The 23331-nt window shown below is 39.1% G+C and carries 20 protein-coding genes; 19 read left to right on the forward strand and 1 reads right to left on the reverse strand.

Annotated features, from left to right (window positions below; genetic code table 11):
• Positions 1-205: 205 nt before the first annotated feature.
• The 16 genes from ACZ5A8_RS03955 (at position 206) to ACZ5A8_RS04030 (ending at position 15204) form a co-directional block, all read left to right on the forward strand.
• Positions 206-346 (forward strand): hypothetical protein, encoded by a 141-nt coding sequence (locus ACZ5A8_RS03955; protein WP_229390978.1) that lies wholly within the window; start codon positions 206-208, stop codon positions 344-346.
• 61 nt (positions 347-407) lie between these two features.
• On the forward strand, positions 408-626 hold the full coding sequence (locus ACZ5A8_RS03960) for a hypothetical protein (RefSeq protein WP_464532328.1): 219 nt from the start codon (positions 408-410) through the stop codon (positions 624-626).
• Between the two features lie 542 nt (positions 627-1168).
• Positions 1169-1489 carry an ArsR/SmtB family transcription factor gene (locus ACZ5A8_RS03965; RefSeq protein ID WP_464532329.1) on the forward strand — a complete coding sequence of 107 codons (321 nt, stop codon included), beginning with the start codon at positions 1169-1171 and terminating at the stop codon, positions 1487-1489.
• A gap of 127 nt (positions 1490-1616) precedes the next feature.
• Positions 1617-2366, forward strand: coding sequence for an arsenite methyltransferase (locus ACZ5A8_RS03970; RefSeq protein WP_464532331.1), 750 nt, complete (start codon positions 1617-1619; stop codon positions 2364-2366).
• Between the two features lie 347 nt (positions 2367-2713).
• Positions 2714-3769 (forward strand): NosD domain-containing protein, encoded by a 1056-nt coding sequence (locus ACZ5A8_RS03975; RefSeq protein WP_464532333.1) that lies wholly within the window; start codon positions 2714-2716, stop codon positions 3767-3769.
• Between the two features lie 551 nt (positions 3770-4320).
• On the forward strand, positions 4321-5688 hold the full coding sequence (locus ACZ5A8_RS03980) for a mannose-1-phosphate guanylyltransferase/mannose-6-phosphate isomerase (RefSeq protein WP_464534004.1): 1368 nt from the start codon (positions 4321-4323) through the stop codon (positions 5686-5688).
• 9 nt (positions 5689-5697) lie between these two features.
• Positions 5698-6249 (forward strand): dTDP-4-dehydrorhamnose 3,5-epimerase, encoded by a 552-nt coding sequence (gene rfbC / locus ACZ5A8_RS03985; RefSeq protein ID WP_464532335.1) that lies wholly within the window; start codon positions 5698-5700, stop codon positions 6247-6249.
• 125 nt (positions 6250-6374) lie between these two features.
• A complete protein-coding gene (gene rfbB, locus ACZ5A8_RS03990; RefSeq protein ID WP_464532337.1) occupies positions 6375-7274 on the forward strand; it encodes a dTDP-glucose 4,6-dehydratase in 900 nt (299 codons plus the stop codon).
• Positions 7247-8056: a dTDP-4-dehydrorhamnose reductase gene (rfbD, locus tag ACZ5A8_RS03995; RefSeq protein ID WP_464532339.1), complete on the forward strand. Its 810-nt coding sequence runs from the start codon at positions 7247-7249 to the stop codon at positions 8054-8056. The genes rfbB and rfbD overlap by 28 nt, the downstream gene beginning before the upstream one ends.
• Positions 8053-8775: a sugar phosphate nucleotidyltransferase gene (locus ACZ5A8_RS04000; protein WP_464532341.1), complete on the forward strand. Its 723-nt coding sequence runs from the start codon at positions 8053-8055 to the stop codon at positions 8773-8775. Before rfbD ends, ACZ5A8_RS04000 begins: the two co-directional genes overlap by 4 nt.
• Before the next feature lie 6 nt (positions 8776-8781).
• Entirely contained in the window at positions 8782-10209 is a 1428-nt protein-coding gene (locus tag ACZ5A8_RS04005) for a flippase (protein WP_464532343.1), read from the forward strand.
• A 2-nt stretch (positions 10210-10211) separates the two neighbouring features.
• A complete protein-coding gene (locus ACZ5A8_RS04010; protein ID WP_464532345.1) occupies positions 10212-11174 on the forward strand; it encodes a glycosyltransferase family 2 protein in 963 nt (320 codons plus the stop codon).
• Entirely contained in the window at positions 11162-11962 is an 801-nt protein-coding gene (locus ACZ5A8_RS04015) for a glycosyltransferase (RefSeq protein WP_464532346.1), read from the forward strand. The genes ACZ5A8_RS04010 and ACZ5A8_RS04015 overlap by 13 nt, the downstream gene beginning before the upstream one ends.
• Positions 11963-12264: 302 nt before the next feature.
• A complete protein-coding gene (locus ACZ5A8_RS04020) occupies positions 12265-13383 on the forward strand; it encodes a glycosyltransferase family 4 protein (protein WP_464532348.1) in 1119 nt (372 codons plus the stop codon).
• Complete coding sequence (locus ACZ5A8_RS04025) at positions 13383-14303, forward strand: glycosyltransferase family 2 protein (protein ID WP_464532350.1); 921 nt, start codon at positions 13383-13385, stop codon at positions 14301-14303. The genes ACZ5A8_RS04020 and ACZ5A8_RS04025 overlap by 1 nt, the downstream gene beginning before the upstream one ends.
• 16 nt (positions 14304-14319) lie before the next feature.
• Positions 14320-15204 (forward strand): glycosyltransferase family 2 protein, encoded by an 885-nt coding sequence (locus tag ACZ5A8_RS04030; protein WP_464532352.1) that lies wholly within the window; start codon positions 14320-14322, stop codon positions 15202-15204.
• A gap of 86 nt (positions 15205-15290) precedes the next feature.
• On the opposite strand, the gene ACZ5A8_RS04035 is transcribed toward ACZ5A8_RS04030, so the two are convergent.
• Positions 15291-16364 (reverse strand): glycosyltransferase family 4 protein, encoded by a 1074-nt coding sequence (locus ACZ5A8_RS04035; RefSeq protein WP_464532353.1) that lies wholly within the window; start codon positions 16362-16364, stop codon positions 15291-15293.
• Positions 16365-16430: 66 nt separating this feature from the next.
• On the opposite strand from ACZ5A8_RS04035, the gene ACZ5A8_RS04040 reads away from it, so the two are divergent.
• The 3 genes from ACZ5A8_RS04040 (at position 16431) to ACZ5A8_RS04050 (ending at position 23155) form a co-directional block, all read left to right on the forward strand.
• Positions 16431-17585 carry a glycosyltransferase gene (locus ACZ5A8_RS04040; protein WP_464532355.1) on the forward strand — a complete coding sequence of 385 codons (1155 nt, stop codon included), beginning with the start codon at positions 16431-16433 and terminating at the stop codon, positions 17583-17585.
• A 50-nt stretch (positions 17586-17635) separates the two neighbouring features.
• A complete protein-coding gene (locus ACZ5A8_RS04045; RefSeq protein ID WP_464532356.1) occupies positions 17636-20164 on the forward strand; it encodes an oligosaccharyl transferase, archaeosortase A system-associated in 2529 nt (842 codons plus the stop codon).
• Positions 20165-20632: 468 nt separating this feature from the next.
• On the forward strand, positions 20633-23155 hold the full coding sequence (locus ACZ5A8_RS04050; protein WP_464532358.1) for an oligosaccharyl transferase, archaeosortase A system-associated: 2523 nt from the start codon (positions 20633-20635) through the stop codon (positions 23153-23155).
• The last annotated feature ends 176 nt before the right edge of the window (positions 23156-23331 follow it).

Raw genomic sequence — 23331 nt, forward strand, 5'->3', positions numbered from 1 at the left:
AAACAAAGGTACTTCAAACGATAGCTATAGCTGAAGCTACAGGTCTTAAAATCCTGAAGAAAGGAAAAATTCATTCTGATGATTTACTGGCAGAATAGGTTAATTTCCTTTTTGAGGGCAAAATACAAAGACAATATGGATTTACGAAATGAAACTTCTGAAACGAATCTGTTCATAATATACAAACTATAAAAGGAGTTGGATTATGCCGGAAGAACGAAGAGAAGGGGAACAGGGAGAAAAGCTGGAAAAGAAAGAAGGAGAAGAGGTCGCAGACGTTGACCCTATCCACCCGTCCGAAGCAAGGGGTGGCAAGAAAAGATCACTTCTTGACACCTGTAAATAACTTAATTCCTTTCTATTTTTTTGTGCTGAAATAAGTAATAGAATATATAGGGGTTTATTCTATGACCGAGGAAATTGGTGTTGAGCCTGTAAATCCGGTGGAGAAAGAGCACGGAGGCAAGAAAAAGCCTCTGGTAAGTTGTGAAAAATACGATGAAGAAGAGAAAAAAATACTTCTTAAGGAAGAACGGGGAGATGACGAAGAAGCTAAAGTTGAGCCTATACATCCCTCTGAACAGAGAGGGGGTAAAAAGAAAGGCCTTCTTGACACGTGCAAGTAAACAGGCCTTTATTCTTACCTTATTGCTACGAGAGCGTGGGGAGTCACGAATACCTCGTTTTTCATATCGGGGATGAAGTGAACCCCGCCTCTTTTTAGTTTCGGTTTAAACATTAAATCATCTTTTCTTTGCAAAATGACAGGGAGTCGGATAGGAAACCGAAAGCAGAGTTTCAATCATTTATTTTAAGGAAACCTTGTTTAAGGGATGCTTAACTATTCCCTTGAAACCGAGCGGGCAGCCCGAAGCACAGTCCGGAGCATGCTCCATCGTTTAGGGTGGGGTGGCCGCACGTAATTTGATTTTTTTAATTTTTTATCCTTTATTCTTTATTCTTTAATTTCTCTTTTATCCTTTGATGTTACCTATGATCTCATTTCATTCTGTTTTTTAGCTCTTTACTTCTAGTTGATTTAATATATCCTTCTTTATCGATTTATCCCGATAATCCCGTTAAGTGCATGTTTTTATGTCTGCCCAAATCCCTTCCGACAGCTTTCCATTAAATATATATGGATATATGCGCATATATTCATATATTTATGATTGATAGTAAAGTAAAGTTCTTTAAAGCTCTCGGAGATGAGACACGGCTTACTATCCTTTCTTACCTGCTGGAACACAGTTATTGCGCCTGTGACTTTTCTTCCCTCACAAAAAAGGACCAGACTACAGTTTCAAAGCACTTGAAGGTTCTTGTTGAAGCTGGAATTTTAAAGTACGAAAAACAGGGAAGAAACATCGTCTACAGCATCAAAAACGAGGAGACCAATTGCTTGCTTTTATCTCTTGGAATCCGGGATATAAAACCCTGTTGTGATAAGCAACATTTTTCCAGAGTGTGTTCTACAGATAAGACCTAAATCTGAATTAACAACATCCTAACGAAGGAACTAACGATCAAGCTGAGGATAAAGCTAGCTAAGGATAACAGAAAATAAATTTAAGGTAAAAAAGGAAGATACGAACAATAAGGAATGGGATAAAAGAATGGATGACACTGAGAAAAAAGAAATTATCAAAAAGAAGTATCAGGAAATTGCAACTTTAGGGGGCTCCTGCTGTTCTGGCGGCGGGTGCTGCGGTGATTCGGGTCCAGTAGACCTTTCCAGGTCTCTTGGCTATTCGGAAGCTGATGTTCAGGCTGTCCCGGATGCAAACCTTGGCCTTGGCTGTGGCAACCCTACTGCTTTTGCGGAACTGAGACCTGGAGACATTGTCCTGGATCTGGGTTCAGGTGCGGGGTTTGATTGTTTTCTTGCTGCACAGAAGGTCGGAAGCTCAGGCAAAGTCATCGGAGTTGATATGACTCCTGAAATGATTGAAAAAGCACAGGCTAACGCCCGAGAGTATGGCTATTCTAATGTTGAGTTCCGCCATGGGGATATTGAAGATCTTCCTGTTGATGACAGTTCTGTGGATGTTATTATTAGCAACTGCGTGATTAACCTGGCGCCGGATAAAGAAAAAGTTTTCAGGGAAGCATTTCGAGTTCTGAAGCCCGAAGGCAGGATGTATGTTTCGGATATGGTCCTTCTGGCTGATTTACCCGAAGACCTTAAAAACGATACTGGTCTGCTTGCAGGCTGTGTCGCTGGTGCTGTGTTAAAAGAGGAGTATCTAAGGCTTTTAAAAAAGGCAGGATTTTCGGTTGAAATCCTGGCTGAAGATGCGGATATAAGTAAAAGGCAATACGGAGGTCTGCCAGTCGAAAGCCTGAAATTAAAAGCCTGGGTATAAAAAGAAGATACGAATGACATATGGGGAGAAGGTATGAGTGAACGTATAGGAAGAAAGTATGAGTGAAAGTATAGGAAGAATATGTTAAAGTGAGATTTTTCAACTTCTTGCTTCCTTTTCAAACTGCAGTCACTTATTTCTTTTAATAAAGCAGATTTGATGAAAAGAGTTTTGTCAGCAAGATTCCTCAGAAACTCTGCTTCAATAACTATATCCATCAATCTATTTATATTACTATTCAATTATTATTTTTAATGGTCTGAATATTTCGGGTTTGATCTTCCGAATTCAGGGACCCTCCTGAAGATGGGTACAGGGTAGCAGGAGTCGGTCTCTTTGAGGTGATATTGCTGAAAACTATAAGAGCCGTAAAAATCTGTTTTACAATAGGTTTTATACTTCTGTTGCTCAGCTCAGGCTCTGCAGCTGCCAGAAGGATTACTGTGGGGAGTGATGAAAATAAGGATTTTTCTTCTATTCAGGAGGCTGTGAACGCAGCAAAGGCTGGAGATACGGTTTATGTGTATAACGGGCTTTATATGGAGAATATATATCTTGATAAAGAAATCTCAGTTCGCTCTATCTCCGGAATACCTGAAAAAAATATTGTTACGGCAAAAGACCCCGGTGATCATGTATTTCATGTAACTGCAAATAACGTAACTATAAGCGGCTTTTCCATAAATGGCGCTAACGATGCTCAGAAAGCTGGCATTTATCTGGAAAATGCACAGGGAATTATGGTAAGCAACAATAATCTTTCCAGTAATCGCCTGGGAATTTATCTCTACTCTTCTACTACTAATATGTTGAATCTAAATGATGTCTCCGAAAATGAGGTGGGGATCTTCCTCAATACCTCAGAGGACAACTGGATTATAAATAATAAAGTAAAAATGAACAGTTTGAATGGAATTTTCCTTGAAGCTTCTGATGGAAATCAATTAAAAGGAAATCTTTTGCATTTCAACACAGAATACGGCCTTATGCTCTCAAATAGCAGTAAAAACCTCATTTACGATAACTATTTTCAGAACTCTGAAAATGTTGGCTATAAAGGAACCAACCTGGAAAATGCCTGGAATATGAGTATGAAGAGAGGAATCAATATTGTAGGAGGCTCATATCTCGGTGGAAATTACTGGACCGGCCCTGAAAGTACTGCCCTGTGTGTTATCGAAGACCTGGACGATAACGGTTTCTGTGATTCGTCCTACGATCTGGGAGAGGGTAATATTGACTACATGCCTCTTATCCGGCGTCCTCAAGCTTTTCAGAATAGAGAGCGTCCAATTACGGTTACCCTTTTTGGGTTTGCTTTATTAGTATTTGGCCTTACAGCGTTTATCGTAAAGAGGGTAATGGGTTGGGGAGGAAATGATTATGGAAAAAACGAAAAGTAAAATAAACAGATATAGAGTAATAAAGTGGAACGAATAAAGCAAAGTAAAACTAAATTTGGTGATCCATGGCTAGTCGGTTGATATTACTACAGTGCAACCTTAATGGTATCTTTTAACCTTTCTTTATAGACGTCGTGCGCAGCATGGACTATCGGCTTTGATCAAATTAAGGATCAATCTTCAACTGCACAGGATAAAATATAGTGTCAAAATATCAACTACTTGACCGTAGACGATCAAAAACTGAAAGCAAACAAAATATGGCACTTTTAAACAGGCATCAAATATACTTAGCAAACCCGGAAAATTTTAAATTCACTTTTTATTTAATAAACTTCTCTGGAAAAGCTTATTTAAAGGCTTCTTTATATATTGCTTGAAAAATTATATTTTCAGATATGTGTATCTGGTTTAAAGTGTATTTAGTTAGTATATTTGTTTCAATAAATTACTTCAAAAATTTCGTTACTTCAAAACAATCTATGTATTAATATAGAGTGGGTTATACTAGATTAGATATATTTTATCAAACACCTAAAGGAGATGACAGAATTAAGTCGATAATTCTTGCAGGTGGCTCAGGGACGAGACTCTGGCCTCTCAGCCGGGAAATGTATCCCAAACAATTTTTAAAATTCGGGGACACATCACTTTTTCAAGAGACTGTGCTTCGATGTCTTGAGGTTTCAGATATTTCTGAGATTTTTGTTGTAACGAATGAAGCTCAGAAATTTTTCGTAATTGGGCAGATCAAAGAGATAGGATATCCAATTCCTCTTGAGAATGTTCTGATCGAGCCTGAAGGCAAGAACACGCTTCCTGCAATTTTCTTTGGAATGAAAGAGATTGAAAAAAAATTCGGGGATTCAATTGTAGGGGTATTCTCCTCAGACCATGTGCTTGACAGAACTGCAATGGCAACGATCTCTTCAGCTGAAAAACTGGCTTCGGATTATCTGGTGACTTTCGGGGTTGTTCCCACATTTCCTCATACGGGATACGGATACATTAAATCCTCAGAGTCCTGCGAGCCTGGTTACAGGGTTTCGGAATTCAGAGAAAAACCTGATTTTGAAACCGCGCAAATATACATTGAAGAGGGCTGTCTCTGGAATAGCGGAATGTTTCTCTTTGAGACGCGGCTCTTCTTTGAAGAAGTCAAAAAACATGCGCCTACGGTTTTTGCCTGTTTTGAGAAAGGGGACAATATTAATGAGATCTATACATGTGTCGATAAGGTTTCCATTGACTATGGCATAATGGAAAAATCCGATAGGGTCGCTGTTGTAAAGCTGGACCAGAAGTGGAGTGATCTTGGAAACTTTGCGGCAATTTATGATGAGCTGGAAAAGGATTCAGTAGGAAATGTGATCCATGAATGTGACCCGGTGCTTCTTAACTCTGATGGAAATCTGGTATATTCTAAATGCGGTAAAATTGTTTCCCTGATCGATGTTAAAGATATGGTTGTTGTTGATACGAGTGATGCCCTGTTAATATGTCCCAAGTCCAGCAGCCAGAAAGTAAAGGAAATAGTCTCCGAGCTGAAGGTCAGGAAAGATGAAAGGGCATTTGTAGGGCAAACAGTCTATCGGCCCTGGGGCTCATATACACTACTTGATGCCTCTCCCGGTCATAAGATAAAGAATATAACTGTACTCTCGGATCACAAGTTAAGCCTGCAACTGCACTACCACAGGAGTGAACACTGGGTGGTCGTAAAAGGTATGGCATGCGTGCAGGTGGATGGGGAACAATTTTTCCTGAGACCCGGGGAAAGCACATATATCAGAGCCGGACAAAAGCACAGGCTGTCGAATCCCGGAAAAGTCCCTCTTGAGATTATTGAGGTGCAATTAGGAGAGCTTGTGGATGAAGGAGATATTGTCAGGTTTGATGATGTATATGGGAGAAGCTGAGGAAAAGGTATGAAGATAATAAGTACTGAAATAAATGACCTCTTCATACTCGAACCTGAAGTTTTTGGGGATGATAGGGGCTACTTTTTTGAGAGTTACAATAAAATGAAACTTGATTCTCTTATTGGAAGTGTATACACCTTTGTTCAGGACAATGAGTCAAAGTCCTCTTACGGGGTGATTCGCGGGCTGCACTATCAACTGGCTCCTTTCAGTCAGGCGAAACTCGTAAGGGTCTTGCAGGGGAAGGTATACGATGTTGCCGTAGACCTAAGGAAAAACTCCCCATCCTTCGGGAACTGGGTTGGAGTTGAACTTTCAGATGAAAACAAGAGGCAATTTCTTATTCCAAAGGGTTTTGCCCATGGATTTTCCGTACTGAGTGAAACCGCAGTCTTTGCATACAAGTGTGATGAATACTACCATCCAGAAGCTGAGGCAGGAATCGTTTTCAATGATTCTTCGTTGAATATTAATTGGAAAGTAAAGGATGAGGATCTAAAAGTTTCTTCTAAAGACGGACTACTTTCCAAATTTGAAAAAGCCAGGATGAATTTTTAACACACAAATTTTATCTTTTAAAACAGTTTGTATAATATTGTTATTTATGATTTGCAGAGGTGACCTGAACGAAACTGCTGGTAACAGGAGGCTGCGGATTTATAGGCAGCAATTTCATCCGTTATATGCTGAAAAAGTATCCTAATTATCGGATTATAAATCTTGACAAACTAACATATGCCGGGAATCCAGCTAATCTTAGAGATATTGAGAATAATCCTAATTATTCTTTTGTCAAAGGAGATATCTGCGACTCTGTAATTGTGAATGAGGTAATGAAAAACGTAGATCGTGCAGTTCATTTCGCAGCCGAAAGCCACGTTGACCGTTCAATTGAAGATGGCTCGGTTTTCGTCAGGACAAATGTGCTCGGTACAAACACTCTTCTCCAGAGTGCACTTGCAAACGACGTCAGAAAATTTATCCATGTTTCAACGGATGAGGTTTACGGAAGCACCATGGAAGGTTCTTTTACCGAAACAGACAACCTGAACCCTTCAAGCCCTTATTCTTCAAGCAAAGCCGGCTCAGATCTTCTTGCAATGTCCTACTACACAACTTACGGGCTGCCAATATGCATTACCAGATGTACAAACAATTTCGGGCCTTATCAGTATCCTGAAAAGTTGATTCCTTTTTTCATCAGCAGATTAATGGAAGGGAAAAAAGTTCCAGTGTACGGTACAGGTCTGAATATCCGGGACTGGATATATGTTGAAGATCACTGTTCTGCAATAGATTTTGTCCTTCACAATGGAAGTAATGGAGAAATCTATAACATCGATGGCGGAAACGAACTAACTAATCTCGAAATAACTCATCGCCTTCTAAAAATACTTGGCAAAGATGAATCTTCAATTGAATATGTGGAGGATCGAAAAGGACACGACTTCCGGTATTCCCTTGATGGCAGCAAACTTGAGAAGATGGGTTGGAAACCGAAATACGACTTTGATACTGCTCTTGAGCAAACAGTCCAATGGTATATTGAAAATCGATGGTGGTGGGAGCCATTAAGACACTGATCATTGGCTCAAGCGGGATGCTCGGCTTCGATCTTTGCAAAGTGTTTCCTGATGCTGTCAAACTGACTCACAGGGAGCTTGATATAACAAACAAAGAACAGGTTTTAGAGTCTATTCAAAGAATAAAACCGGACCTTGTTATAAATGCTGCTGCTTATACTGATGTTGACGGCTGTGAGGATAATCAGGAACTGGCATTTCAGGTCAACGGATATGGGCCCGGGCATATTGCCGAAGCTTGCAGTAGTATAGGGGCGACACTTGTACATTTCAGTACTGATTATGTATTTGACGGGTCCAGACATGAGTACATAGAATCTGACACTCCAAATCCCATCAACGTATATGGTCAATCAAAACTTCTTGGGGAACAGGAAATTACCGAAAACGCAGGTGACTACAGGATTATCAGGATTTCCTGGCTTTTTGGCACTCACGGAAAAAATTTCGTAGAGACAATGCTGAAACTGTCTCCTCAGATGGATAAAGTTAAGGTAGTAAATGACCAGTTCGGAAAACCCACCTATACACTAGACCTTGCAAATAAAATCATGGATATTCTTGAACTTGAGGCAGGGATATACCATTTAACGAACGAAGGTGTATGTTCCTGGTATGAGTTTGCATCTGCAATTATAGATAACGTTGTTCCGTGCACAAGTGAAGAGTTTCCAAGAAAAGCAAAACGTCCAAAGTATTCTGTTCTTACAAACACTAAAACCGAACCCATGAGGCACTGGAAAGCAGCACTCAAAGCTTATATGAAGGAGAAAAATACATGAAAGGCGTGATACTTGCAGGCGGTACGGGCAGCAGGCTCTATCCCCTTACTAAGGTTACAAATAAACATCTTTTGCCAGTCTATGATAAGCCAATGATATTTTATCCCATCCAGACCCTTATTAACGCAGGGATCAAGGAGATAATGATCGTATCTGGTAGGGGCCATGCAGGGCACTTTCTTGAGCTTCTGGGTTCGGGAGCAGATCTTGGGGTTAAGTTCACATATGAAATTCAGGAGGAAGCCGGAGGGATCGCACAGGCTTTAGGTCTTGCTGAGAGTTTTGCCGATGAAGAGGATGTGGCTGTAATTCTTGGAGATAATATTTTCCAGGATAACATTAAAATTGATGTCTCAAACTTTACAGGCGGTGCCAAGATCTTCCTGAAGGAAGTCCCGGACGCCCACAGGTTTGGAGTTGCGGAGCTGAAAGGCGATAAAGTAGCAGGAATCCAGGAGAAACCTCGGGAGCCTAAAAGCAGTTTTGCAGTTACAGGCCTTTATATCTATAGCAATAATGTGTTCAAAGTGGTTAAAGCCTTAAAGCCTTCTGCACGAGGAGAACTTGAGATTACTGATGTGAATAATTATTTTGTTAACAATGGAACTATGGAGTACCGTATTCTGGAAGGCTTCTGGAGCGATGCCGGAACTTTTGAAAGTTTATTGCGAGCAGGGGTATTGATCCAGAAATATAATAAAAACAAAAATCTGGAGTAAAACTCATTGACTACAGTTAAAAAGATAGCCAGGAACAGTTTATTCTTACTTTCCGGCCAAATAGTAAATCTAGTTTTTGGCTTCTTTTATTTTGTTTATATGGCCCGATATCTTGGGGCTGAAGATTTAGGAGTATTAAGTCTCGCGCTGTCTCTGAGCATAATTATCGGGCTTTTAGGAGATATTGGATTAAGTTCATTAATGGCAAGAGAAGTCTCACGTAATCAATCCCTGGCTCCTAAGTATCTTGGAAATATTTTTTTCATAAAAGTCATATTAGCAATAGTTACTTTTGGAGTTGTTGCAACTGTAACAAATATTCTTGGTTATTCAGAACAGACAATAAAGGTAATTTATTTAATTACACTATCTAATATTGCGACAAGCTTCACTCAAACGTTTAATTCTATTTTTCAAGCATTTGAAAGATTTGAGTACCAATCCATTGGTATGATTCTAAATAGTACACTAATGTTGATAGGGATTTTTTTTGCAGTAAAACATAATTTTGATTTAATTTATTTTGCATTCATTTATCTTATTGTAAACGTGATTATCCTTGTATACAGCTTCATTTTTTGTCTCTGGAAATTTACAATTCCAAGTTTAAAGATTGATTGGATCTTCTGGAAGCAGACAATCTTAGAATCAATACCTTTCTGGTTAAATAGTGTTTTTGTTGTAATTTATTTTAAAGTAGATATGGTAATGCTTTCGACAATGGACGGAGATACTGTAGTTGGGTGGTACGCAGCATCTTACAGGTTAATAGATTCTCTTGGCTTCATTCCTGCAGTCCTTATGAGTACCATGTATCCTGTATTCTCTAAATTTCATATTAGCTCAAAAGAATCCCTTGAATTTGCTTTCAAAAAATCATTTAAATTTTTAACGATACTTGCGATTCCCATTGGTATAGGAACTACTCTTCTGGCAGAAAATATTATTTTATCTATATATGGCTCAGAGTATACACCTTCGGTTATTGCTTTGCAGATTCTAATATGGGCGAGTGTATTGAGCTTTATTAATTATACTCCTGCAACCTACTTAACTTCCACAAACAAACAAAGGATGCTTATGATTCTTACCTTCATGGGAGCAATTTTGAATATCGTTTTAAATTTCATTTTAATTCCATTGCTTAGCTATAATGGAGCTGCCATTGCGACTGTTTGCACAGAGCTTGTTGTAGGATTACTAATGATAAACAGGATACACAGGGTACAGGATTTATCTTTTTTATTCTCGGATGTTATTTTTAAGTCGTTAATTGCAGGGATTTTCATGGGCATATTTATACTATTTTTCCGGGATTATTCATTTATACTGTTAATTTTGTCTGCAGCAATTCTATACTTCATTGTCCTGTACATTATAAATGGTTTTGAAAAAGAGGATATTAATTTATTTAATCAAGCATTGGGAAGGTAAATATGAACTACCCTAGAGTTAGCATTATCATCCTTAACTGGAATGGCAAGGAAAATACCGTAAATTGCCTTGAAGCACTTAAGCTAACAACTTACTCTAACTATGAAACTATAGTAGTTGACAATGGATCTACAGATGGGTCTACAAAATATTTCAAAGATAATTATCCCGAGATCAAACTTATTGAAAATAGGACAAATTTAGGATTCGCTGAAGGAAATAATGTAGCTATAAGAGAAGTTTTAAAAAAAGAGAAAAGTAAGTACATTTCTTTGCTGAATAACGATACAATAGTAAAACCCGATTGGCTGGAAAAACTCGTAGAGGCTTTAGAGTCCGATGAAAAAATAGGCTCTTGCCAGCCAAAGATATTGTCGTTAATCAATCCCGATATGATTGATGCAGTCGGGATTTCTATTGACAGGTACGGAGGAGCAGCACAGGAAGGTCATAACGAAAAAGATCTCGGTCAGTATGATCAGATTACAGAAGTATTTGGGGTGTGTGCAGGTGCCGCTCTGTATAGGGCAAAAATGCTAGGTCAGATAGGTCTCTTTGATGAAGATTTTTTTGCTTATTATGAAGATGTTGACCTTGCTATACGTGCAAGATTATTCGGATGGAAAAGTGCCTGTATCCCTCAAGCTGTGATATATCACATACATTCCGCAACCCTTGGAAATGACTCTCCCTTTAAGAGGTATCTTCTTGAACGAAACTCCTACTATTATGTTATTAAGAATTTACCTATGAAAACCATTATGCTATTTTTTATTTCAAAAGTTCGTTCCACCTTTTTCTCATTAATAAGTTTAACCAGAAATAAAAAATTCAGTTTAATTAAATCCCTGATTAAAGGGAATCTGGATGCTCTGAGAAATTTTCCTATCGTAATCTCTAAAAGGGCAGAAATTCAAGCTAAAAGATCAATTTCAGAAGAAGATTTTAAAATGTGGTTGAAATAATGATCTCGGTTGTTTGTGTTTATAACGATGAAAAAATATTTAACGATTTTCTGCTCAAAAGTCTGAAGAATCAAACTGCAGAATTTGAGCTTATCGGGATCGATAATACTTCAAATGAATTCAAATCCGCAGCTGCAGCTCTTAACTTTGGTGGAAATAAGGCCAGGAATAAATACGTAATGTTTGCCCATCAAGATGTGAGTTTTCTTCCAAATTCCTGGCTTGAAGATACAGAGAAATTTCTTGATTCCACTGGTAGTTTTGGGATTGCCGGGATAGTTGGCATGAGTGAAATCGGGAGTTCTAATCAGAAACGAGGACGAAATATTATAAAACACGGAGAACCTCCAGAAGCATGGTCATGGGGAAACAGAATACAAAAGCCAGAGCCTGTACAAACACTTGACGAGTGTCTGGTAATAGTACCAAGATCTACTTTTGATGTTCTCCAATTTGACGAAAAGACCTGTGATGGATGGCACTTGTATGCAGTAGACTATTGTCTCAGTGCTAAAGAAAGAGGATTTGGAGTTTATGTGCTCCCAATGGAGATTTACCATTTATCCAAAGGAGCAGTCAATAAAAAAAAGTTTAAGTTAATAAACGGTCCGCTCCCCGACGATTACTATGAGATCCTTGAGAAAGTAATTAAAAAACACGCTGATACTTATAAAATAATTTATACTACATGTGGAGAGTGGAACACTTTATATCCGGTAACTCTTCAAAGATGCAGCTTTTTGACAAAAACGCTTACATACCTACATAAAGTGTTGAGATATAAATGAAAGGCTAATGGATATATGGGTTTTAACCCAGATATATTCCTCGACTCTAAAAATAATAAATTGAATAATTTAGATTATTTAGGTTATTAAATAATATTAGGTAGTTCTAGATGCATTTTATTTATTGCTCTAAATAAACTGGGTCATGAAAGTAGGTCGTTGATCAAATATGAAAAGATGAGTATATTCGACATTTTAGGGAATAAATAGAAGGGTTTTGAGACATATGTTTTTAGCAACTATCTCTAAGACTAACTTTTATATTCCATTAAATTTTATTGCAGTTATTCGGGGACAGAATAATGAACATTGCTTTCCTTACTACCAGGTTAACAAAATACGACGCTATAAGTAATTATAGTGTGGATATGCTAAAAAAGCTTTCAGATAGCCATCATGTTGATCTTTATACTTTTGTAACTCAGACCGAAATACCCGCTAAAGTCAGTCAATACAATTATACTAGCATAAAAGACCACAACATTAAATCTGTCCTTTTTGCTGTGACAAAAATATATCCGCTGGCTCAAAAGTTGAAAAAATATAATTTATTAATTTTATATAGTCCAGACATACCTGCTTTATTAAGTGCTCATCTTGCTAAATCCTTTAATCCGAATTTGAAATTAATATGGGATTTTCAGGGTATAACTCCGATACGTTATATGTACTTTAAAGATAAGTTGTTGACCTCTGTAAGACGTTTTGTAAGCCTCAGATCAATGAAATCAAGCAATCTGATTTTAGTCCGAAGTGAATCTGTAAAAAAGGAAATCGAGCCATATGTTAACGCAAGGAAAAACCGAAAGATATTGGTAACACCATTGGGAATACATCTTGATCGTTTTAATTATATAGATGCTGAGGAAATTAGAAGAAAACATAATCTGTACGGCCGTTTTGTTTTATTGTACGTGGGCCGCCTGGTGCCGTCAAAACAGGTTGATTTCCTGATTAAAGCTATACCCAATCTTAGCGAAGATTTTTTATTGGTTATTGTGGGGAGCGGGATCGAAAAAGAAAACTTGGAAAATCTAGCAGCTTCTTTAAATGTCAAGGATCGGGTCATTTTTGCCGGAAGAGTCTCAGATGATGACTTGCCGAAATATTACGCTTCTTCAAATGCATTTGTTACAGCAAGTTTACATGAAGGTTTTTGTGTACCAATTATAGAGTCTTTTGCGAGTGGTAAACTAGCCGTTGTCCCTAATAGGGCTTCAATGCCAGAGGTAGTTGCGGATGGTGGGCTGATTTATGATGGATCCATGGAAGATTTCTTGTCTAAATTGGGGAGTTTAAAAGATCAGGCAGTCCTTGACAATATAAGTATAAAGGTAAATCAAATAATTAAAAAATATGATGTCTCAAAAGTGTCCGAAGAATATCTGGAAACTATAGAAAAAGCCATGGATGGATTCTGATGATCAATTTTCCCCAAGTTTCTTTTATTGTTTTAACTTTAAATAATCATAAAACTATACGGAGTTGCATTGAATCAATTATTTCACAAAAGTACTCTTCTTTTGAGGTTCTTGTTATTGATGGCGGGTCAAATGACGGAACACAAGAAATTGTTAATGAGTATAAAAATTTAAATGTGCATCTACATGAATTTGCAGGGTGTGGCATTGGAAAGTCAAGACAAATCGGGGTCGACATCTCGACCGGGGAAATATGTGCATTTGTAGATTCCGATTGTGAACTTCCGGATTGTTCATGGACTTTAAAGATGGTCGAACCTTTCCTCAAATCTACCAGAGTGGGTGGAACCTGGGCGCTTGGTGCCTATAAGAAGGAATATCCAAGTATAGCTCGTTATTCAATACTGCAGCATCCTTATCGCCGAAATGGAATTCCTGAACTTGTTGATGCTAATAACTACGTTGAAATTGGCACAGGACATACACTTCTGAAACGAAGTGCGATACTGGAGGTTGGAGGTTTTCCTGATTTTAAGTCTAAAGAGGATGTTGACTTAACCTGCAGGATTGCAAAAGCTGGATATACATTTGTTTATGTTAAAAACTGTGAAGTGTATCATCTGCATGCAACTACTTTTCGTGGTTTTGTGAAAAAATATGAGAGGGATATAAAAGCAGGTCTCAAAGAGAAAAGAGATAGTGGTGGAGAAAATAGCGGCAATAGTGGAGGGAGTAGTGGTGCAATTCCGTTTTTTATGTCAAATATGCTTATATATCCGACTGTATTAGCTCTCTACGGTATCATAAAAGATAGAGATCTTGCATGGCTCTGGCACCCTGTAGTATGTTCTGCAAAACTTGTTATTGTAGCCAGATCCTTTTTGAAGATTAAACTTATGAAAAGTGGAAAAAAAGCCTGAAGCGTAGTAGGTAATTATGTTATCCGTTATCCTTTTAAATTATAATCAACCGGATATGACGATTGATTGCATAGAATACCTCCTTAAAAACAAAAATTACTGCAAAGATTTTGAGATAATTGTTATTGATAATGGTTCCAAAGATAACTCTGTTGTAAAACTCGCAGAGATTTCAAGCAAACACAATCTCCTTTTTATAGACAATAAGGAAAACCTCGGGTTCGCGGAGGGAAATAATGTAGGAATCCGAGAAGCTCGGGGAGAATGGGTATTATTACTGAATAATGATACTGTGTTTAAAGAAGAATTTATCTCAAAGATGGCTAAAGCTGCAATAGATAATCCTGACGCTGCAGCAATAGGGCCGAAGATTTATTATTATGACTCTCCTTCTAAAATTTGGTATAATGGTGGAAAAATCACAAAATATTATAACTTTGTAGACGATCAGTCGGTTGATAACGAAGATTATAAACAAGTTGAGTGGATAACTGGTTGCGCTCTAATGATTAATAAAAAGGCATTCGAAAAAATAGGTCTTCTGGACAAAGATTTTTTTATGTATAATGAAGACATTGATTGGTGTATAAGAGCCAGAAGAGCCGGGTTGAACCTGGTTTATACTCCTTATGCTGAAATCTGGCATATTGGTTCTAAAACAGCAAACGAGAGTTTTAAAAAATCCTTCCAAATCTACTATGGATATCGAAATAAATTATTTATTGTAAATAAAAACACTAAAGGTTTTGAATATATATATCTTATATTTGTTATCCTTTCTGGAATTTGTTTTAGGATCATAGACTCAATCGCAAAAGGGAATTTTGACTCTGCTAAAGGTTATTGGTTTGCAATGATTGACGGGTTAATGTACAAACCTAAAAATCGATTTTTACGATAAGTATAGAATATGGTTGTGTTAATTGTCATAACTATTGATATATTCCAAGATTTTAATCGAGCCCCCAATTAAATAAATCAGTTTACTTATGCATTATATATCTTTTTTATTTCTTCTGTTACGTAATTCCAATCGAAAACTGTAAGATTCTCTGTAATAAATTCGTTATTTGATTTTACATCTTTTAGCTGATTTATTAACTTAATTATCCTTTCTTTTCTGATCGGCTTATCTATCCCGAAGCATCGAGTTCCATCCACAAATTCATCCAGCGCGCTGCCCAATACTACCACGCATGGCGTCCCGGAAGCCAGTGCTTCTGCGACCGTAATCCCATATGATTCATGAGACGAAAGCATCAAAAATATGTCCGCATCTGCATAACATTCAAGAAGCTCTTTTCTTGAGAGATTTTTTAGCCATTCTATTCTTTCCTTCACTCCAAGTTTTTCTGCCATATTGTGAAGTTCCTTTTCGTAAGGTCCTCTCCCTACAATTTTTAATCTAAAATCTTGGAGTCCGGGTAAGCTCTGAATTATATACTGTACTCCCTTATATTCTTCCAAACGCCCTACATAGAGAAGCATCTTTTCTTTGCTTTCATTTTTGTGATGTTTCAGATTTTTAAATTCTGAGAGATTAAGCCCATTCGGAATTTTTATAGTTTTTTCCTCAACATTAAAATCAGACTCCACCAGCCTTTTTTCGTATTCGGATATACATATAACGGTATCTGCACGAGAAAATATCATTTTTCCAAAGAATTTATAGGGCTTATGGAGCAGATTTCTGAATGGAGTATGTCCCCCACGATGGTAATACGGAGAGAAAACAAACTTTTTTTTGCGTTCGCTTAGAGCTGCAAAAAGAGCCGGAAGCGCATGATAGCTATGCGCATGAATTACATCATAGTTATGATTCTTCAGATAGATGTATATTTGTGGAGCAAAGTAATACGCACTTCCAGGGGCAAACGATTTGAATCTTGTAACCCTCACCCCATTTATTATGTCCTCTTTTTTCAGTTTACCGATAGGGTCTGTAGTTATTACTTCTACATCATGTCCTTCTGAAACCAGTCTTTCGCTGATTTCTTTGACATCGGTTTCAACTCCTCCAATGTCTGGGGAATATCTAGGGCAAATCTGTGCGATTTTCACTCCGAAACCTCTCTTTAAAATCTAATGCATTAGCTTAATATAAAGATAATGTGATAGTTAAGGTAGATGGCATCAAGTAGAAGCATTTGCATAGTCGGACCTTCCAAGCGTTTTTTAAGTGGCATCAGTTATTATACTATCCGTCTGGCAAATGCAATGTCTGCAGAAAAAAATGTTTCTGTGATTTGCTTTAGGCAGTTATTGCCCACTTTCCTTTTCCCTGGAAAATCTCATGTCGGAAAAGACATTTCAAACCTGAACTTTTCATCCGGAATCCCGGTTTTCGATGGAATGGATTACAATAACCCGCTGACATGGGTCAGGGCGTACAGTTTTATTAAATTACATAAACCGGATGTTATAGTTTTGCAGTGGTGGACTTCTTCGGTTGCACACATGCAGCTCCTGCTAAAGATGTTTGCGGGTCTGTTAAATAAACCTAAAGTCATAATAGAGTTTCATGAAGTTGTGGATCCATTTGAGGAATCCATACTTCCGATTCGTTTATATTCAAAAATAACGGGAAAACTGCTTCGCAAAAACCTTGATGCATATATTACCCATTCTGAATCCGATAAACAGCTTGTTTCAGAAAGATATGCAATTGCTCCTGAAAAAATCCATGTAATCCCACATGGGCTTTATGACCAGTATGGGGAACTGCTCGACATAAAAGAGGCAAGAAAGAACCTTTCGATAAATGATGAGTTTGTCATACTTTCATTTGGTTTAATCCGAAAGTACAAAGGTACTCCATATTTGATCAGGGCTTTTGAACAGTTCCCTTCAGAAATCCTTGAGAAAAGCAGATTGCTGATTGTCGGAGAAATCTGGGAAGACCGGAAGGAACTGCTCGACCAGATTAAGGCTTCTCCAGCACATAACAAAATTACGCTTATAGACGAGTACGTTCCTGACGAGAAGGTAAATATTTATTTCAGCGCTGCAGATGTGGTGGTTCTGCCCTACCTGAGGGCTTCGCAGAGCGGAATTGCCCATATTGCCATGTCCTTTGGAAAACCTGTTGTGGTCTCCGAGGTGGGTGGTTTAAAAGAATCGATGGCTGGATATGAAGGTACTTTTTTTGTTCCTCCAGGTGATATCGAATCTATCCGAAGAGTTATACTGAGCCTTCCTGGGACGAGCAAATATTATGAAGCTCCAGATCAAAAATGGGATAAAATTATAAACCGTTACATCGAATTAATACAATCCATTTAACTTCTTCTGTAGCTCTAGATTAGTTGTATGTATTTCTTGAAGGGATTACTATGAGTTCTCAGGGTCGTCCTGTATCAACATTCCAGTCTAAAATAAAATCCAGCTTGCCTTATACTCTGGCAGTTGCGGTAATTGGTTTTGTAGCCCTATGGATCAGAATACTTCCTTCTGATTCTGTGTTTTTAGCCAATGGGTTTGTAAAGTTCACGAGCAATGACCCCTTTTATCATATGCGTACTTTAAATGTTCTCCTTGAAAACTACCCTAACAGAATGTTTTTCAACCCCATGACTAACTATCCTAACGGGAGCTACATCCATTTCGGTCCTCTTTATGATCAGATGATGGCCATAACCGCTCTTGTTTTGGGGTTTGGGAGTCCAGGTCAGGATCTGGTTAACACCATAGGAGCTTACTTCCCTGCAGTGCTTGGGGCTCTCACTGTTATTCCTGTTTATTATATCGGAAAGTATCTCCGAGGTCATAAAACAGGGATACTGGCTGCAATCCTTATCGCTTTTGCACCAGGACCATTTTTGCAGCGTTCAATGGTTGGCTTTACAGATCATCATGTAGCCGAATCTCTGTTCAGTACTCTCTTTATAATGTTTTTCATGCTGGCAATAATTACCGCAAAGAAAAAAAATCTACATTTTGAAGATGTATTGAATAAAAATCTCACTGTGGTTAAAGAACCTCTTATCTATTCCGTTATTGCCGGCGTCATGTATTCTGCTTATCAGCTTTCCTGGCCTGGAGCTTCTCTTTTCTTGCTTGTTGCTCTTGTTTATGCCGTTATCCAGTATATCCTTGATACTTTCCATGGAGAATCAAGCGATTACCTCGGGTTTACAGGCATAATCACATTCCTGGTAAGTGCAATACTCATACTTCCTTTTATCCATCCTGATATGGGTTTTTCAATGTATTATTATACATGGTTCCATGTTGCAACCGCAGTTGGAGCAGTTGCAGGTTTTGGAGTTTTGAGCTTTATTCAAAGAGAGTTTAAAAGGAAACAATTAAAAGCTTACTATTACCCTCTGGCAATACTCGGAATTGGTGTTCTGGGGATGCTTGCTACAAGAGTCGCGTCTCCGTCCATTTATTCCATAATTATTAACGCCCCGCATACAGTGTTTGGTGTCCTGGAGGGTGGACCATCCACAATTGGTGAAGCCAGTTCTATGTTTTATTATGATGAAAATTTTACTTTGTTAAGGGCCTTTGGATATTTCACAACTTCCGGGTTTTTAGCCTCAATACTTGGAATGATCGTTCTTCTCGTGAGCGTATTCCGGAAAGCAAAACCGGAAAAAGTACTGGTTCTAGTCTGGAGTACTTTAATGCTTTTTGCAATTTACGGCCAGAACCGTTTTGCGAACTATTACTCTATAAATATTTCAATCCTCAGTGCCTATCTTGGGTGTTTGTTGCTTGAAAATGTAAAATGGGACGAACTCGCTCAGAAGTTCAAATCCACTGTAAAGTCTCCTGCAGATTTCCCGGGCTTCTTGAAGTTCGTCAAAATAGAGCAGGTTCTTGTGGTCCTGGCTATAGTAGTTGTTCTTATTTATCCCGTATATGGAACCGCCATGCTATATACACAGGCTACCGGGAACGATCCTGATAATGCCTGGATTGAAGCGTGTCTGTGGCTCAAGTCGTATACTCCCGACACTGGCATGGATTACAACGCCATTTATGAAGCTCCTGAAGATGGAGAGCTTTTCGATTACCCTGATACTGCATATGGGGTCATGTCCTGGTGGGATTATGGACACTATATCGAAACCATCGGGTACAGAATGCCAAATTCTAATCCTTTCCAGGCCGGAATCGGAGGGCGCAGGGGAAGCATAGATGAAGAGAACCAGCCAGGTGCTGCAACCTTCTTTACTGCTCAATCCGAAGAAGAAGCAACTTCAGTGCTCGAAGCTGTCCATCCTGACCCGGATAAAGCGGGAGCGAGGTACATTGTTTCTGATGAGCTGATGGCTACAAGCAAGTTCCATGCAATGACAGCTTGGACTCTTGATACTGAAGGATACTATCAGCCTTACTGGGTAAGTGGTGGGTACCGGTACCTTCGTTCCACACGTTACTTCAACTCCATGGAATCCAGATTGCATATTCTTGACGGAAGCGGCCTTAAGCAGTACCGTCTTATCCATGAGACCTGGGCTTATCAGACTCAGGAGGAAGTCTTGTACAAGCAGGTCTATAACCTCCTTTACGGAAGCAGTATCCCTGAGGTTGACACGGGCTTCGTCAAGATTTTCGAGTACGTCAAAGGTGCAAAAATCACAGGAATCGCCTCCCCTGACGAAACGGTTAATATAAACACGACTATTTTAACAGGCCAGGGAAGAACATTTGAGTATTCCCAGTCGACAACTTCGGATTCTGAAGGCAGGTACGAGTTTACTGTGCCATATTCAACCGAAGGGCCTATTTCAGGGGAAACTCAGTTCGATACTGCTCCGGCAGGTGCTTATGTCGTAAGCTACGGGGATACAACCAGGGAAGTAAGGGTCAGTGAAGAAGCTGTGTTAAAAGGAGAAGAAGTAAAGGTCTGAGCCAGTCTGAAGCATATGGTTATATTTGACTGGATTTTTTCTCTTTCCCTTTCCTTTTATGGTTCTATTACTTCGGGACTTTTCGAAGAAGTCTGTCGCTTTTTTATAAAACATTTTCTTGTTTCTCTTTCCTGTCCGCTACTTTGATATACTATTAAAAAAGTTATTTTACAGGTCTAGGGTTTCTCAAAGTGTAATTGTACATTTTATATTATCTTTTAGAAAACGCGTTATTGTCTTTGAGGAAGATGGCTTGAAAAATCGATGATCACTATAATCGAGAGGGACTTTTTTGTTCCTGCGGGATCAGTGAATCCATCCAGGAAGCTGTCTGAACCAGTTTTACGGCGAGGGCATCGAAGCTATGTCAGAAGTAAAACCGAATCATATGTTGCGTTTTAATCTAGTTGGTTCTCTTCTCACAAATTATATATCTATCGCAAAATGTACCTCTTGAAGGGGATTACTATGAGTTCTCAGGATCGTCCTGTATTAACGTTTAAATCTAGAATCAAATCCAGCTTGCCTTATACTCTGGCAGTTGCGGTAATTGCTTTTGTATCACTATGGATCAGAACACGCCCTTCTGATTCTGTGTTTTTGTCCAATGGGTTTGTAAGGTTTGGGGGCAACGATCCCTGGTACCATATGCGGACCTTAAATGTTCTTCTTGAAAACTACCCGAACAGGATGTTTTTCAACCCTATGACCAACTATCCTAACGGGAGTTACATCCATTTCGGTCCTCTTTATGATCAGATGATGGCCATAACCGCTCTGGTTCTGGGACTGGGTAGTCCGGGTCAGGATCTTGTCAATACCGTAGGAGCCTATTTTCCTGCAGTGCTCGGAGCTCTGACTGTCATTCCTGTTTACTATATCGGAAAATATCTCGGGGGGCATAAAACAGGGTTACTGGCTGCGATCCTGATCGCGTTTGCTCCTGGGCAGTTTCTGTCACGTTCATTGCTTGGTTTTACAGACCATCACGTAGCCGAATCTCTGTTCAGTACTTTCTTCATAATGTTTTTCATGCTGGCAATAATTACTGCAAAGAAAAAAAATCTGCATTTTGAAGATATATTAAATAAAAATCTCACTGTCTTTAAAGAACCGTTAATCTATTCCGTTATTGCCGGTGTCATGTACTCGGCTTACCAGCTTTCGTGGCCTGGAGCTTCTCTTTTCTTACTGATTGCTCTGGTTTATGCCGTAATCCAGTACATTCTTGATAACTTCCATGGCGAGTCAAGTGATTATCTCGGGTTTACAGGCATAATCACATTCCTGGTAAGCGCAGTACTTATACTCCCATTTGTCCATGCTGATATGGGATTTTCTCTGTATTACTACTCATGGTTCCATGTTGCTACTGCTATTGGAGCAATGGCAGGTTTCGGGTTTTTAAGCTTTATTCAAAGGGAGTTCAAAAATAGAAATCTAAAAGCTTACTATTATCCTCTGGCAGTACTCGGAATTGGAATTCTTGGACTGCTTGCAACAAAAATTGCGTCGCCGTCCATATATTCTCTGATCTTAAACGCTCCATACACTGTGTTTGGAGTCCAAGCGGGTGGACCGGCAACAATTGCTGAGGTATCCTCGATATTTTACGAAAGCGGGGATTTTACTCTGTCAAGAGTTTTCGGAAACTTCACAGCCTCTGGTTTCTTTGCTTCTCTTTTTGGAATGTTTATTCTAACTGCAAATCTGGTCAGAAAGCCGAAACCTGAAAAAGTACTGGTTCTTGTCTGGAGTGTTTTAATCTTTCTCACAATCTATGGCCAGAACCGCTTTGCATACTATTATTCTATAAATGTAGCAGTCCTCAGTGCTTATGTAGGAGGTCTGCTGCTTGAAAAGGTAAAGTGGAATGAACTCAGTCAGAAGTTTAAATCCAGTGTGAAATCTCCGGCAGATCTTGAGGGATTTATGAAGTTCGTCAGGGTAGAGCAAGTTCTTGCGGTCCTGGCTATTGCAGTTATTCTTATTTACCCTGTATACGGATCTGCTATGGAACTTACAGCAGGCACAGGCGGTCCTGATGGGTCGTGGATTGAAACCTGTCTGTGGCTTCAGTCCAATACGCCTGACCCTGGCATGGATTACAACGGCATCTATGAAGCCCCTGAAGAAGTAGAACTTTTCGATTACCCTGATTCTGCATACGGAGTTATGTCGTGGTGGGATTATGGACACTGGATTGAAACTATCGGCCACAGAATGCCCAATGCGAATCCTTTCCAGGCAGGAATAGGAGGGCGCAGAGGAAGCATAGATGAGGAAAATCAGCCCGGATCTTCCACTTTCTTTACAGCCCAATCCGAAGAAGAAGCAACTTCAGTGCTTGAAGCCATCCACCCTGACCCTGACAAAGCTGCTGCCCGCTATATTATCTCAGACGTTGAAATGGCCACAGGCAAATTCTATGCGATGACAGCCTGGACTCTTGATACCGAAGGATATTACCAGTCTTATTGGACAGGGAGCGGGTACCAGTATCTCCCTTCCACACGTTACTTCGATTCAATGGAATCGAGGCTGCATATCCTTGATGGAAACGGTTTGAAACAGTATCGTCTTGTCCATGAGACCTGGGCATATCAGACTCAGGAAGCTGGATACAAACAGGTTTACAATCTCCTTTATGGAAGCAGTATTCCCGAAGTCGACACGGGCCATGTTAAAATTTTTGAGTATGTTGAGGGTGCAAAAATTACAGGAACTGCCTCCCCTAATGAGGGCGTTAATATAAACACGACAATTTTAACAGGTCAGGGTAGAACTTTTGAGTATTCTCAGTCCACAACTTCGGATTCTGAAGGCAGGTATGAGTTTACCGTGCCTTACTCAACCGAGGGTCCTGTGTCCGGAGAAACCCAGTTCGATACCGCTCCCTCAGGTCCGTATGTCATAAGTTACGGGGATACAACCAGGGAAGTAAAGGTCGGTGAGGAAGCCGTATTAAGAGGAGAAGAAGTAAAGGTCTAAATGAGGATAGATAGTCAAAAGTAGAGTCTAAATCAGTAAAAGTCTAAATCAGTAAAAGTCTAAATCAGTAAGATTTGCAGGGAAATTTAAACTGCACATCTATCTTTCTTGGACTTTTTACTTTTCTGTGCTTTATCTATCATGAATTCTTTGCCGAAATTCTCCCCCTGTGAAGA

This window comes from Methanosarcina subterranea (assembly GCF_055385895.1).